11 protein-coding genes are annotated in these 13159 nt (G+C 67.8%); 8 read left to right on the top strand and 3 right to left on the bottom strand.

Translation table 11 applies throughout. The features are described 5' to 3' along the window. The first annotated feature begins 78 nt into the window (after positions 1–78). The 8 genes from GYM46_RS06090 to GYM46_RS06055 are packed head-to-tail and all read left to right on the top strand — an operon-like array spanning position 79 to position 7604. Complete coding sequence (locus GYM46_RS06090; RefSeq protein WP_050771586.1) at positions 79–375, top strand: STAS domain-containing protein; 297 nt, start codon at positions 79–81, stop codon at positions 373–375. Beyond that, on the top strand, positions 372–740 hold the full coding sequence (locus tag GYM46_RS06085) for a response regulator (RefSeq protein ID WP_008263549.1): 369 nt from the start codon (positions 372–374) through the stop codon (positions 738–740). Before GYM46_RS06090 ends, GYM46_RS06085 begins: the two co-directional genes overlap by 4 nt. Further along, positions 737–2761, top strand: a complete 2025-nt coding sequence (locus GYM46_RS06080; protein WP_008264215.1) for a chemotaxis protein CheA — start codon at positions 737–739, stop codon at positions 2759–2761. The genes GYM46_RS06085 and GYM46_RS06080 overlap by 4 nt, the downstream gene beginning before the upstream one ends. Continuing rightward, positions 2758–3279: a chemotaxis protein CheW gene (locus GYM46_RS06075; RefSeq protein WP_008258745.1), complete on the top strand. Its 522-nt coding sequence runs from the start codon at positions 2758–2760 to the stop codon at positions 3277–3279. The genes GYM46_RS06080 and GYM46_RS06075 overlap by 4 nt, the downstream gene beginning before the upstream one ends. Before the next feature lie 22 nt (positions 3280–3301). Next, a complete protein-coding gene (locus GYM46_RS06070) occupies positions 3302–5125 on the top strand; it encodes a methyl-accepting chemotaxis protein (RefSeq protein ID WP_008261353.1) in 1824 nt (607 codons plus the stop codon). Next, entirely contained in the window at positions 5125–5634 is a 510-nt protein-coding gene (locus GYM46_RS06065) for a chemotaxis protein CheW (RefSeq protein ID WP_008259193.1), read from the top strand. The genes GYM46_RS06070 and GYM46_RS06065 overlap by 1 nt, the downstream gene beginning before the upstream one ends. A gap of 34 nt (positions 5635–5668) precedes the next feature. Beyond that, positions 5669–6523, top strand: coding sequence for a CheR family methyltransferase (locus GYM46_RS06060; protein WP_008261775.1), 855 nt, complete (start codon positions 5669–5671; stop codon positions 6521–6523). Positions 6524–6527: 4 nt separating this feature from the next. Beyond that, the gene (locus GYM46_RS06055; protein WP_008262249.1) at positions 6528–7604 is read left to right on the top strand and encodes a protein-glutamate methylesterase/protein-glutamine glutaminase; all 1077 of its coding nucleotides are present in this window, start codon (positions 6528–6530) and stop codon (positions 7602–7604) included. Between the two features lie 77 nt (positions 7605–7681). On the opposite strand, the gene GYM46_RS06050 is transcribed toward GYM46_RS06055, so the two are convergent. From GYM46_RS06050 to GYM46_RS06040, 3 genes are all read right to left on the bottom strand, one after another. Beyond that, complete coding sequence (locus GYM46_RS06050) at positions 7682–9475, bottom strand: hypothetical protein (RefSeq protein ID WP_008259388.1); 1794 nt, start codon at positions 9473–9475, stop codon at positions 7682–7684. Positions 9476–9571: 96 nt separating this feature from the next. Continuing rightward, positions 9572–10324, bottom strand: coding sequence for a ligase-associated DNA damage response endonuclease PdeM (gene pdeM / locus GYM46_RS06045; protein ID WP_008264137.1), 753 nt, complete (start codon positions 10322–10324; stop codon positions 9572–9574). Further along, positions 10321–12834, bottom strand: a complete 2514-nt coding sequence (locus GYM46_RS06040) for a ligase-associated DNA damage response DEXH box helicase (protein WP_050771587.1) — start codon at positions 12832–12834, stop codon at positions 10321–10323. The genes pdeM and GYM46_RS06040 overlap by 4 nt, the downstream gene beginning before the upstream one ends. Between the last annotated feature and the right edge of the window lie 325 nt (positions 12835–13159).

The following is a 13159-nucleotide window of genomic DNA, read 5'->3' as shown; positions in this document are numbered from 1 at the left end:
TTAACGCCGATCGTCAACCATGAGCCTCAGTTGCATGGCTGTGCGTCATGCTTGTGGGGACGGGGTATGACGAAACGTGTGCTGATCGACGCGGCCCTTGTGGTCAAGAACGTCGTCGTTCTTCGCCAATCGATTCTCGACGCCTTCGAGGAGGGCGACACCATCAGTCTCGACCTTGCCGATGAGCAGCCCGTCGATCTTTGCGGATTGCAGCTGATCGAGTCTGCGCGGCGCCAGGCCCGGGCGGTCGGCAAGACCCTGGTCCTGGAACGTCCGGCGACGGAATTTCGGCCAGCGCTTGATGCGGCCGGCTTCCTGACGGACGCCACGGCTGAAGATCTCCAGTTCTGGCTTCACCAAGGACCCGCCCAATGACCGCTTCTATCCTCACGGTCGATGACTCGCCCAGCATCCGCGTCGCGCTGAAGATCGCGCTGACCAACGCCGGCTATTCGGTAGCCGAAGCGGTCAATGGCGCCGAGGGCATTGAAAAGGCCAAGGCCAGCGCCTTCGACCTGATCATCACCGATCTGAACATGCCCGTCATGGACGGCCTGACCATGATCGAGGAGATGCGCCGGATGCCCGATCAGATGGGCGTGCCGATCGTCTTCCTGACCACGGAATCCGACGAGGGCTTCAAGGCGCGGGCCAAGGCGGCCGGCGCCACCGGATGGCTGACCAAGCCCTTCGATCCGGATCAACTGGTGCGCGTGGCCAAGAAGGTTTTGGGACGATGAGCGACGAAGCCATCGCCGTCTTCCAAGTGGAGGCGAGAGAAAATCTGGAGTTGATTGAGCAGGGCTTGCTCGATCTGCTGGAGCGACCCGAGGACCGCGACCTGGTCGACGCCGTTTTCCGGGGGCTGCACACCCTGAAGGGGTCCGGGTCCATGTTCGGCTTCGACGCCCTGGCCGGTTTCACCCACCACTGCGAGACCGCTTTCGACCGCGTCCGAAAGGGCGAGGTCGCGGCCACGACCGACCTGGTGTCGGCCGTTCTGGCGGCGCGGGACCATATGCGTCGCCTGATGGAGGATCCGTCGGGCGATCACGGCGCGGCGGGCGATGTCCTGTTGGTAGACCTGGAACGGGCCGTGCGTGAAGCGGACGGTATGGCGCCCGTCGCCGGCGCCCCCGTCCAGACGGCCTGGCGCATCCGGTTCGACCTGCCGTCCCACGCCTTCAAGAACGGCACCAATCCACTGGCCCTGCTGGCCGAGCTTCGCGATCTGGGCGAGGCGCGCGTCGTGGCGGACGCCTCGCGCGTGCCGCCGCTGAGCCAGATCGAGCCGACCGACCACTATCTGGCCTGGGACGTGACCTTGACCACCGATCAGGGCCGGGGGGCGATCGAGGATGTCTTCATCTTCGTGATGGACGAGATGAACCTGTCGATCGAGCCCCTGGACGCGTCCAATGCGGACGCGGTCGTTGCGGACCAGACCGGTCCGGCTGAGGTCGTCGCCGAGGGTCCTTCGATCCTGCCCCAGACCGCCGCACCGGCTCAGGTCGCCGCACCGGTCCAGTCTTCCGCCCCCACCGCTCCGGACGCCGCCGAGGCCGGCGTCGCCAAGACGGCCAAGCCGAGCGAGAGCGTGCGGGTGCCGGCCGATCGCCTGGACGAACTGATGGACCGCGTGGGGGAACTGGTCATCGCCCAGTCCCGCCTGAGCCAGATCGCCAATTCCGGCGTCGACACAGCCCTGCGCGCCGTCTCGGAAGAGATCGAACGCCTGTCGGGCGAGCTGCGCGACACCATGATGGTGCTGCGCATGGTGCCGGTGGCGACCCTGTTCGGCCGCTTCCGCCGCCTGGTCCATGACCTGGCCCGCGAGACCGGCAAGGTCATCGAACTATCGACCGACGGCGAAACGACCGAGATCGACAAGACGGTCATCGAACGTCTGGCCGACCCGCTGGTCCACCTGATCCGCAACGCCGCCGACCACGGACTGGAGACCGCCGAGGATCGCGCGGCCGCCGGCAAGCCGGCCACCGGCCGCATCCGCCTGTCGGCCCATCAGTCGGGCGGCGAGGTGGTCATCACCATCCGCGACGACGGTCGAGGCATCGACCGCGACCGCGTCCGCGCCAAGGCGGAGGCGCAGGGCCTGATCGAGCCCGGCGCCGCACTCAGCGACCACGACCTGCTGCAGATGATCTTCCATCCCGGCTTCTCGACGGCGGCGGCGGTGACCAATCTGTCCGGCCGCGGCGTCGGCATGGACGTGGTCAAACGCACCATCGAGGCGCTGCGCGGCTCCATCGACATCGCCAGCCGGCCTGGCGAGGGCTCGGAGGTTTCGCTGCGGATCCCGCTGACCCTGGCCATCATCGACGGCCTGCTGGTCCGCGTCGGTCAGGGCCGCTACGTGATCCCGCTGGGCGCCGTCGAGGAATGCCTGGAACTGTCGCTGGACGAGGATCTGCGCTCGCGCGGCCGCAGCTTCATCTCGCTGCGCAACAGCCTGGTGCCCTATCTGCGCCTGCGCGAGATGTTCGAGACCGGCACCCCGCCCGAACTGCACCAGAAGGTCGTGGTCGTTTCGACCGGGACCGAGCGGATCGGCCTGGTGGTCGATCAGATCATCGGCGACCACCAGACGGTGATCAAGTCGATGTCCAAACTCCATTCCGGCCTGCCGACCTTCTCGGGCGCCACAATCCTGGGCGACGGCGGCGTGGCCCTGATCCTGGACGTCGGCCACCTGGTCGCCAAGGGCCAGCAGCAGGAGGCGCAGATGCGCGAAGCCATATGAGCACCCAGGCCGAAATCACCACCGCGCCCGGTTGGACCGGCGCCGAACAGGTCGAGGTCCTGACCTTCGAACTGAATGGCGAGCTGTTCGCCCTTCACGCCGTCGGCGTGCAGGAAATCATGGACCTGGCGCCCGAGACCGTGGTGCCCGGCGCCGGCGCCTTCGCCGGGGCGGTCATCAACTTCCGCGGCAAGGTCATTCCCTTGTCCGACCTGCGCGTGGCCTTCGGGCTGGAGCGGGGGGCCGCCACCATCGACAGCCGGATCGTGGTCATCGAGATCGAACTGGCCGGCGAACCGACCCTGGTCGGCCTTCGCACCGACAAGGTCCACGAAGTCACCACCCTGGCCCGCGCCGACTCGGAGGCGCCGCCCAGCGTCGGCATGCGCTGGCGGCCCGAGTTCATCCAATGCCTGGTCAAGCGCGGCGGCGAGTTCATCGTCGTTCCCGACCTCCAGGCCATCTTCAATCAACAGCAGGACGCCCGCCAGCCGGTCGCGTCCGCCACCCGTCATTGACCGGCTATCGGGGAGATCAGCCATGCGTTTCACCATCAAGGCCAAACTAGCCGTAGCCTTCGGCTTTCTCATTCTCGCTTTGGCGGGAGTCGCCGGATACGGCATCTTCAGCCTGGGCGTCGCCAAGGACGCCATGGATGAGGTGGTTGAAGGGGCTGTCGTCCGCCTCGACAAGATGCACCAGCTCAACAGCTACGCCTTGATGGTCGTGCGCGCGCAGAAGAATGTGGTTCTGGCGCGGACACCCGAAGAAATGCAGCGTCAGATCGAAGCTGGCGATGAGGCGCGCGCGAAATATCAGGAGATTTTCGACGATATGCACGGGTCGGCCTCTGAGGCGACACGGGCCCTGTGGGCGGACATAAAGGCCAAGACAGAGGCGTTCGATCGGACTGACGACAAGGTTCGCGCCCTCGCCGCTGCGGGTGACACCGCTGCTGCGGCCGCCTATTCGGGTGGCGAAGGCCGCGAGGCTGCGGTGGCGCTGACCGAGAAGCTGTATGAGGGCGTCCAACTCAACCGCGATCGCGCTGATGCGGCCCAGGCGGATGCGGACAAGGACTATCAGAACACCCGCACCCTTCTGATCACCCTGTCAATCTTGGCGATCGCCTTGGCCGTTTCAGCCGCCCTGTGGATCGCCCTGGGCATCAGCGCCGGCCTGAACCGCCTGATGACCGTGGCCGACGCCGTCGCCATCGGCGACCTGGACGAGCGGGTCGAGATCAAGTCGAACGACGAGATCAAGGACCTGGTCAACGCCTTCAACAGACTGACGGACAATCTGAAGACCACCGCCACCATGGCGGATGAGATCGCCAACGGCGACCTGACGGTCCAGCCCAAGCCGCTGTCGGACAAGGACACGCTGGGTCTTTCGCTGCAGTCCATGGTGGAACGCCTGCGCGGCGTGGTCGGCGACGCCCTGTCGGCCGCCGACAACGTCTCGTCGGGCAGCCAGGAGCTGTCTGCCACGTCGGAACAGATGAGCCAGGGTGCGACCGAACAGGCGGCCGCCGCCGAACAGGCCTCGGCCTCGATGGAAGAGATGGCCGCCAACATCAAGCAGAACGCCGACAACGCGGCCCAGACCGAGAAGATCTCGCGTCAGTCGTCCAAGGACGCCGAGGCCAGCGGCGAGGCGGTCAATCGGGCGGTGGACGCCATGCGCACCATCGCCGACAAGATCGGCATCGTGCAGGAGATCGCGCGTCAGACCGATCTGCTGGCCCTGAACGCGGCGGTCGAGGCCGCCCGCGCCGGGGAACACGGCAAGGGCTTCGCCGTCGTCGCCTCGGAAGTGCGCAAACTGGCCGAACGCAGCCAGACGGCCGCCGCCGAAATCGGCGCCGTGTCGGGCGACACCGTCAAGGCGGCCCAGGAAGCCGGCGAAATGCTGCAACGCCTGGTGCCGGATATCCGCAAGACCGCCGAACTGGTGTCCGAGATCAGCGCCGCCTGCCGCGAGCAGGACGTCGGCGCCAGCCAGATCAACGAGGCCATCCAGCAGCTGGACAAGGTGACCCAGCAGAACGCCGGCGCGTCCGAGCAGATGTCGGCCACCTCCGAGGAGCTGGCGGCCCAGGCCGAGGAACTGCAGACCTCGATCGCCTTCTTCCGCACCGACACGACCGGCGGCCGCAGCGGCGGCCGCGCTCCGGCCCGGGCTCCGGCCCGCGTCTCGAGCTTCAAGGCCCCGGCCAAGCCGGCGGCCCGCCCGACGCCCAAGGCTGCGCCGTCCAAGCCCGCCGTCCACGCCCAGCAGGCCCGCGCCAAGGGCTTCGCCCTGGACCTGGCGACCGGCGGCGCGGACGACGAGGACATGGACTTCCGGGAGAGCGCCTGATGTCCGAAACCGCCAAGGGGCAAGGCGCCTCTGAGGGGCAATATGTGACCTTCGGCCTGGGCGACGAACTCTTCGCCGCCCCGGTCGGCCTGGTGCGGGAGATCCTGACCTATCAGGCGCCCTCGCGCATTCCCAACAGTCCGGACTATCTTCTGGGCCTGACGGACGTGCGGGGGCAGGGGGTTCCCACGGCGGATCTTCGGATCCGCCTGGGCATGACGCCGACCGAGCCGACGCTGAACACCCGCATCCTGGTGCTGGATATTCCGCTGGAGGACCGGGTGCTCAGCCTGGGCCTGGTGGCGGACCGGGTGTTCGAGGTGGCGGTCTTCACCGCCGAACAGATCGAGCCGTCGCCCGACATCGGGGTGAAGTGGCGCTCGGACTATATCTCGGGCGTGGTGCGGCGCGAGGACGGCTTCGTCGTCCTGATCGACCTGCCCCGACTGCTGTCCAGCACCGACACCGTCTCTCTGGCGTCCGTCCCCGACGTCGATCGCGCGGCCTGACGGTCGCCGCCGGTTTCTCAGAAAGAGTATCGCCTTGTCCCACGCCGCGCTGGAACAGTCCTCGCCTCCCGTCGATCAGATCAGCGCCCGCAATTTCGAGCGGATGGCGGCCTATATCTACGACTACAGCGGCATCAAGATGCCGTCGTCCAAGCGGACCATGCTGGAGGGGCGGCTGCGCCGCCGTCTGCGCAGCACGGGCTATGCGACCTTCGACGACTATTGCGACTATCTGTTCAAGGAGGACGGGCTCGAGGCCGAGTCCGTCTTCCTGATCGACGCGGTGACGACCAACAAGACCGACTTCTTCCGCGAACCCCGCCATTTCGACTATATGACGTCCCACGTGCTGCCCGAGTTCAAGGCGGCCGGGATGCGGCGGATCCGGGCCTGGAGCGCCGCCTGCTCGATGGGCGCCGAGCCCTACACCATGGCCATGGTCATGCAGAAATTCGCCGATGAACAGGGCGGCCCCGACTATCAGATCCTGGGCACGGACCTGTCCACCGATGTGCTGGAAACCGCGCTGCGCGGCGTTTATCCGAACGAGATGCTGACCCCGGTCCCCGCCGAAATGCGGCGCTGGGTCATGACCGCACGCGACAGCGGACGGCGCGAGGGCCGCATCCATCCGTCGCTGCGGGCGAAACTGTCGTTGGCGCGGGTCAATCTGATGGATGAGACCTATTCGGTCGGCGATCCGTTCGATATGATCATGTGTCGTAACGTTATGATCTATTTCGATAAACAGACCCAGGCCAAGGTTCTGAAACGGCTGTGCGACCGGCTGAAGCGCGGCGGCTATCTGTTTATCGGCCATTCCGAGAGCATCACCGGCATCGAACTGCCTCTGGTGACTGTCGCCAACACCATTTTCCGAAAGACCTGATCCCATGCCCAAGGTCCGCGTTCTGGTCATCGACGACTCGGCCAGTGTGCGCCAGACTCTGGTCGACGTCCTGTCCGCCGACCCCGGCATCGAGGTCATGGGCGTGGCCTCCGACCCCTTCGTCGCCGCGCGTCGCATCGCCGAGGACGTGCCCGACGTCATCACCCTGGACGTCGAGATGCCGCGCATGGACGGCATCACCTTCCTGCGCAAGCTGATGGCCCAGCGGCCGATCCCGGTGGTCATGTGCTCGTCCCTGACCGAGGCCGGATCCGAGACTCTGATGCAGGCGCTGGAGGCCGGCGCGGTCGACATCATACTGAAGCCGCGCATCGGGGCGGCGGACCATCTGGCCGAGAGCGCGGATCGCATCCGCGATGTGGTCAAGGCTGCGGCGCGCGCCCGGCTGGGCGCAAGGCGAACGACGACGCGAACGCTGGATCCCGGAACCAAGCTGACGGCTGACGCCATGCTGCCGCCCCCGACCGGGGCCGCCATGGCGCGCACGACGGAGATGGTGGCCTGTCTGGGCGCCTCGACAGGCGGGACCGAGGCGCTGCGCGAGGTGTTGCAGGCGCTGCCGGCCAATGCGCCCGGCATCGTCATCGTCCAGCACATGCCGGCGGGCTTCACCGCCGCCTTCGCCAAACGGCTCAACAGCCTGTGCGAGGTCGAGGTCAAGGAGGCCCAGAACGGCGATCCGGTCCTGCGCGGCCACGTCCTGATCGCACCGGGCGACAAGCACATGCTGCTTGAACGCCACGGCGCCCGCTATCAGGTGGCGATCAAGGACGGGCCGCCCGTGTCGCGCCACCGCCCCTCCGTCGACGTCCTGTTCCGCTCCGCCGCTCGGGCGGCCGGACGCAACGCCATGGGCGTGATCATGACCGGCATGGGCGATGACGGCGCACGCGGCCTGCTGGAGCTCAAGGAGGCCGGGGCCGTCACCGTGGCGCAGGACGAGGCGACCTCGATCGTCTTCGGCATGCCCAAGGAAGCCATTGCGCGCGGCGCCGCCCAGAAGGTCACGGCGCTGGAGCATATCGCTCGCGAGATCATGAACGTCGATCGGTCTCGCTGACGGCGGCCCCGCGGACAGACAGACAGGCAGGCGGACGGGGCCAGGCCTGCGCCTATCGCGCCCGACCGCCGCCCGGATCAGAACAGAAGGTCGTCGAATTCGTCCTCGGCGGCGGCCGTTTCACCGGCTGTTTCCGTCGTCGTCGCCTCGTCGGTCTTGTCGGTCTCGGTAAAGACCGCATGGGCCGCGTGGACCGTCCGCTCGCGCGCCATGGTGTAGCAGCGCCCGATCTCGGTCATGGCGGCGTCCACCACTCCGGCGATATCGGTCAGGTCCTCGACCACTGGTCCGGCGGCCTCGGCCAGGGCGATGGCGGCGGTGTGCAGGGCGTCGCCCAGGTCTTCCTTCAGGCCCAGCTGGTCGGCGGCCAGGGCCAGCGACCGGGCCGTGGCCTCGCCATGGGCGCCCAGACCGACCAGATCGTTCTCGACCACGTCGGCGGCGCGGCGCAACTGGCTCTGCACCCCGTTCAGGCGTCCGGCGTCCACGTGCGCGTCGCCGGGTTGGGTGGTCTCCATCCCGTTGGCCAGGCCGGCCAGGGCGGTCAGGGAACCCAGGGTCTGATCGGCGGCGTCTTCCAGATGGCTGGCGTGGCTGCTCAGCTCGATGGCGATGACGCTCAGGGGCTTGCCGATTTCCCCCAGACGATTGCAGCGCAGGCTGCTGTTGATCGCCATCTGCTGGATGTCGCGTTTGACCTTCTGGATGGCGTCCACCCGTCGGGCCAGGGCCTCGACCGCCGAGACGGTCTCGCCGCTGATGCGCTGGGCGTTGGTCATGGCCGCTGTGACGTCATCGATCAACAGACCGGCCCGACCCAGACTGATCTCGAGGTCGCGCAGGTCGCCCCCGCCGTCGGACAGGCCGTGAATGACCATGATCTGTTTGGTGTCCTGGGCCATGCCGGACAGGCTGTGGACGACCTTGGCCGCTTCGGCCTCGAAATCGGTGGCGATGTCCGCCATCTGGTCGGCGACCATGTGCAGCAGGCGGCGTTCGGCCCGGTCGCGCGCCTCGGGCGACAGGTCCGCCTCGCGAACCGTGCGGGCCGCGACCTGGATGCCCAGCTGGACGTGTTCGATCCGCTGGCGGGTGATGTCCCCGATCTGCAGGGCCATCAGGGCCTTGCCGACCTTCATCTGGATGTCGCGCGCGATGGCGGCGACCGAGGCGGCGACCTCGGCGATGCGGGCGTGGTTCACGCGGAGCGTCTCGGCGTCGAGCGCCAGCTTGTCCGGCACCGCCGGAATCAGCTCCTTGTACTTGCCGCCCAGCCCCTCTTCGAAGGTCAGGGCGCCGTCCAGTTGGCGTGCGAGCCGCGTAAGCTCCTCGGCCAGTTGGTCCAGTTGGGACACGCCGAAGTCCAACTGTTCACACATCCGCTCGGCGAAACCGGCGAACTCGTCTGCGGCCCGGATGGTCGCGCCGGCCGTGATCTTCACGTTCAGGGCGAAGGCGCGCAGATAGCGCAGCGTGGTGCGCATAACGTCTATATCGGCCTCCAGCAGGGCGCCGGCGGTCTTCAACTGATCCAGATCCGCCACCCGCCGTTTCTGCGTAAGGGGCAGGGCGTTCAGGCTTTCCGCCGTCGACAGCAACTCGTTGCTGGTGTGCGAGACCGATTCGACGTTCAGCGTCAGACCCAGCCGGTCGAGGGCCTCGATCAGCCGGCCGACCATTTCGAGTGATCCGGCCAGGCGTTCGCCCGCATCGGAAAAACGGCTCTCGACCAGGGCGCGCGCCGCTTCGAGCTGATCCGTGACGTCAGAAGCGACGACGGGCGCGAAGAAGGGGGGGGCGGAATCAACGCCTGAATCGACGACGGCGTCGGCGGTCGCGGCGGGATCGAAATGCTGCGCTTGCGCCTGCATGCTGGGTCTCATTCTGAGAGTCATGAACCCAGGTTACGCGGCACAGGAAAACCGACCGTAAACGCCGACTCGAATTTCTGCGCTGGGCGGAAGAGATCAGGGCAGGCGATCCCAGGCGATGGCGTGAACCTTGTCGCGGCCCAGGACGGCCGTCAGGGGCTCTGTGGCAAACAGGCCGGCGATGACGGGGTCGCGCACGTCCAGCCCGCCAGTGAAGGCGCCGAAAGCGGGCAGGATCAGGCGCGATCCGTCGGTGACGAAACAGGGACGACGCACGCCGCGGCCGTAGGCGACGACGCGGGCGGCGGGGTGCAGGTGGCCGGCGACCTCGCCCTGGCGGTCGTCCGCCGGCGTTCGGGGCTCCGGCTCGTGGGTCAGGCGCAGGGCGCCCAGGGCCATGTCGCCCACGACCCGGCCGGGCAGGGACGCCTCGGTCCGGGCGTCGTCGGCCAGGGCCTTGTGGTCATGATTGCCTTCCAGCCACAGCCAGTTTCGGCCGCCCGCCAACCGGTCCAGCCGCGCCCGGTCCTCATCCGCCATCCGTCCGATGGCCCGGGCGTCATGGAAGCTGTCGCCCAACAACACGACAAGGCCGGGGTCGAGGTCGGCGATCTCGGTCTCCAGCCGGTCCAGGGTGGCGCGGCTGTCGTAGGGCGGCAGCATCTGGCCGCGCGCGGCGAAGGCCGAACCCTTCTCCAGGTGCAGGTCGGCGGCGATCAGGGCGCGATGGGCCGGGAGCCACAGGGCGCCCGAACAGCGCAGCACGCAGGTCTCGCCCGCGATCTGAACGCGCAACGAACCGCAGGGCTTGCGCGCGGGGGACAGGGTCTGGCGCAGGGCGGCGTTCATGGCGCGTCCTCGTCCATGACTTCGGCGATCAGATGTTCGGCGCTCTCATCCAGGATCATTTCGGCCGCGTCGCCGCCCACCCGCTCGCGCCCGATCTGGACCAGAACCGGCACGCAGAAGGGCGAGGGACGGGTCAGGGCCTGATGCCGGATCCGGCCCTCGATCCGCGCCAGCATCTGGCCCAGGCGCGCCACGTCCAGCAGGCCGGAGGCGGCGTCGGCGCGGGCGGTCTTGAGCAGCAGATGGTCGGGCTGGTGGCGGCGCAGCACGTCGTAGATCAGGTCGGTGGAGAAGGTGACCTGACGCCCGGTCTTCTCGGCGCCCGGCTGGCGGCGCTCGATCAGGCCCGAGATCAGGGCGCAATTGCGGAAGGACCGCTTCATCATGAAGCTTTCCTCCAGCCAGGCCTCCAGGTCGTCGCCCAGCATGTCGGACTGGAACAGGGCGTCCAGGTCGATCTGGTCCATTGGCTTGATGGACCAGATGGCCAGGGAATAGTCGGTGACGACGAAGCCCAGCGGGCCGACGCCCAGCCGGTCCAGCCGTCGCGTCAACAGCATGCAAAGCGTGGTGTGGGCCAGATTGCCCTCGAACGGATAGGCGACCAGGAAATGCCGACTGCCGCGCGGAAAGGTCTCGACCAGCATGGATTCGGCGTCGGGAATGGCGGACCGTTCGGCCTGAAGCTCAAGCCATTCCTGCACGTCGGGCGGCAGGACGCGCCAGTGGTCAGGGTCCTGGACCATGGTCCGCACCCGGTCGGCCAGGGAGGTGGACAGGGGGAATTTGGACCCGCCCCAGGACGGGATCTTCGGGTCCTTGTCATTGGCGTGGCTGACCAGGGCGTCGGTCCCGACAATGCCCTGGAACGCCCAGACCTGGCCGGCGAACAGGAAGGTGTCGCCGGGCGTCAGCTGTTCGAAATACCATTCCTCGGCCTCGCCCACCTTGCGGCCCGGGACCAACTGGCGCGAGGCCCCGCCGCGACGGCCCGCCACCCGCACGTTCAGGGTTCCGGCCGAGACGATGGCGCCGACATTCATCCGGTGGCGCTGGGCGATGTCCTTGGTGCGGGCCTTCCAGCGGCCGTCGGGGGTGCGGACGATACGGGCGAACCGATCATAGGTGCGCAGCGCGTATCCGCCGGTGGCGACGAAATCGACCACCTCCTCGAACTGCTCCCACGCCAGGTCGCGATAGGGGCCGCAGCCGGTGATCTCGTCATACAGGGCCTGGATGTCGAAGGCCTCGGAACAGGCGACGCCCATGACGTGCTGGGCCAGCGCATCCAGGGTGCCGATATGGATCGGCTCCCAGTCGAAGGCGTTGTCGGCCACCGCCTCGCGCGCCGCCTGGCATTCCAGCATCTCGAACCGGCTGGCGGGCACCAGAAGGGCGCGCGACGGCTCGTCCAGCCGGTGGTTGGCGCGGCCGATCCGCTGGACCAGACGGCTGGAGCCCTTGGGCGCCGCCATCTGGATGACCAGATCGACGTCGCCCCAGTCGATGCCGAGGTCGAGAGTCGAGGTGCAGACCACGGCCCTGAGGTCGCCGCGCGCCATCGCCGCCTCGATCTTGCGCCTCTGTTCGGCCGCCAGGGAGCCGTGGTGCAGGCCGATGGGCAGATTGTCGTCGTTGATCGCCCACAGTTGCTGGAAAACGAACTCCGACTGCCAGCGGGTGTTGACGAAGATCAGGGCCAGGGTCGCGCGCTGGATGGCGGCGTAGACTTCGGGGATGGCGTGGCGGCCGGTATGGCCCGCCCAGGGGACCTTGCCCTCGGAGATCAGGACGTCGATCACGGCTGGGGCGCCGGGGTCGCCCTTGACGAGGGCGACGTCCTCGACCGTTGGGGGGGGGCTCAGCCAGCCTCTGATCAGGTCCGGGTCTTCGATGGTCGCGCTCAGCCCCACCCGGCGCATCCCCGGCGAAAACTGCTGCAGCCGCGCCAGGCCCAGGGCTAACAGGTCGCCGCGCTTGCCGCTCCAGATGGCGTGGACCTCGTCCAGAACGACGCATTTCAGGTCGGCGAAATAGGACCGCGCCCCCTCCCAGGCGCAGAACAGGGCCAGTTGTTCGGGCGTGGTCAGCAGGATGTCGGGCGGGAAGTCGCGCTGGCGCTGGCGTTTGGACTGTTTGGTGTCGCCCGTCCGCGTCTCGACGTGGATGTTCAGCCCGATCTCGCGGATCGGCGTCATCAGATTGCGCTCGACGTCGGTGGTCAGGGCCTTCAGCGGCGACAGATACAGGGTATGCACGCCCGAGCCCGGCCCATGCTGCGGCCGGGGCCCCCGCTCGGCCAAGTCGATCAGGCTGGGCAGGAAGCCGGCCAAGGTCTTGCCCCCGCCGGTCGGCGCCACCAGCAGGGCGTGACGACCCGCCTGGCCCGCCGCCACCATCTCCAGCTGATGCCGCCGGGGCGACCAGCCGCGCCCCGCGAACCAGTCGGCGAAGAGAGGGGGAAGGGACGTCACCCCAGCCGAGCGCCTACGCAGGCGTGGCCGTTCCATGCGCCGCCTGCATCAAGACAAGAATCCTGGGCGACAAATCCCCTGATCTTGGGCCAGGCGGCTAATCCAGCTACGCCGACGACCATCGCCGCCAGCAGGGTCACAGCCAGCAGGCCGTTAATGGTCAGGAGTTTTGTCTTAGCGGCCATGGCCGACAATTAGCGCGCAAGAGCCTCAATCGCTAGATGTTCTCGTTCCGTTTCTATCTCAGGCCCGCTATCTATCGCGCGTGTCCGACGAATCCGTCCTTGTTGAAACCGGCCTGAGCGCCTTCGCGCCTCAGCAGCCTCTCCCGCCTGCGCTGGCGACCCCGCCAGGCGCAGGC

The sequence above is a fragment of the Brevundimonas mediterranea genome (assembly GCF_011064825.1).
GTDB classification, from domain to species: domain Bacteria; phylum Pseudomonadota; class Alphaproteobacteria; order Caulobacterales; family Caulobacteraceae; genus Brevundimonas; species Brevundimonas mediterranea_A.
Note: the sequence above shows the minus strand (reverse complement) of the source record. Positions and strands in the feature narration are given on the sequence as shown.

Excerpts from the sequence above, each read along its gene's own strand:
- GYM46_RS06085 (WP_008263549.1), top strand. The coding sequence starts at position 372 with ATGACCGCTTCTATCCTCACGGTCGATGACTCGCCCAGCATCCGCGTC.
- GYM46_RS06080 (WP_008264215.1), top strand. The coding sequence starts at position 737 with ATGAGCGACGAAGCCATCGCCGTCTTCCAAGTGGAGGCGAGAGAAAAT.
- GYM46_RS06075 (WP_008258745.1), top strand. The coding sequence starts at position 2,758 with ATGAGCACCCAGGCCGAAATCACCACCGCGCCCGGTTGGACCGGCGCC.
- GYM46_RS06070 (WP_008261353.1), top strand. The coding sequence starts at position 3,302 with ATGCGTTTCACCATCAAGGCCAAACTAGCCGTAGCCTTCGGCTTTCTC.
- GYM46_RS06065 (WP_008259193.1), top strand. The coding sequence starts at position 5,125 with ATGTCCGAAACCGCCAAGGGGCAAGGCGCCTCTGAGGGGCAATATGTG.
- GYM46_RS06055 (WP_008262249.1), top strand. The coding sequence starts at position 6,528 with ATGCCCAAGGTCCGCGTTCTGGTCATCGACGACTCGGCCAGTGTGCGC.
- GYM46_RS06050 (WP_008259388.1), bottom strand. The coding sequence starts at position 9,475 with ATGCAGGCGCAAGCGCAGCATTTCGATCCCGCCGCGACCGCCGACGCC.
- pdeM (WP_008264137.1), bottom strand. The coding sequence starts at position 10,324 with ATGAACGCCGCCCTGCGCCAGACCCTGTCCCCCGCGCGCAAGCCCTGC.
- GYM46_RS06040 (WP_050771587.1), bottom strand. The coding sequence starts at position 12,834 with ATGGAACGGCCACGCCTGCGTAGGCGCTCGGCTGGGGTGACGTCCCTT.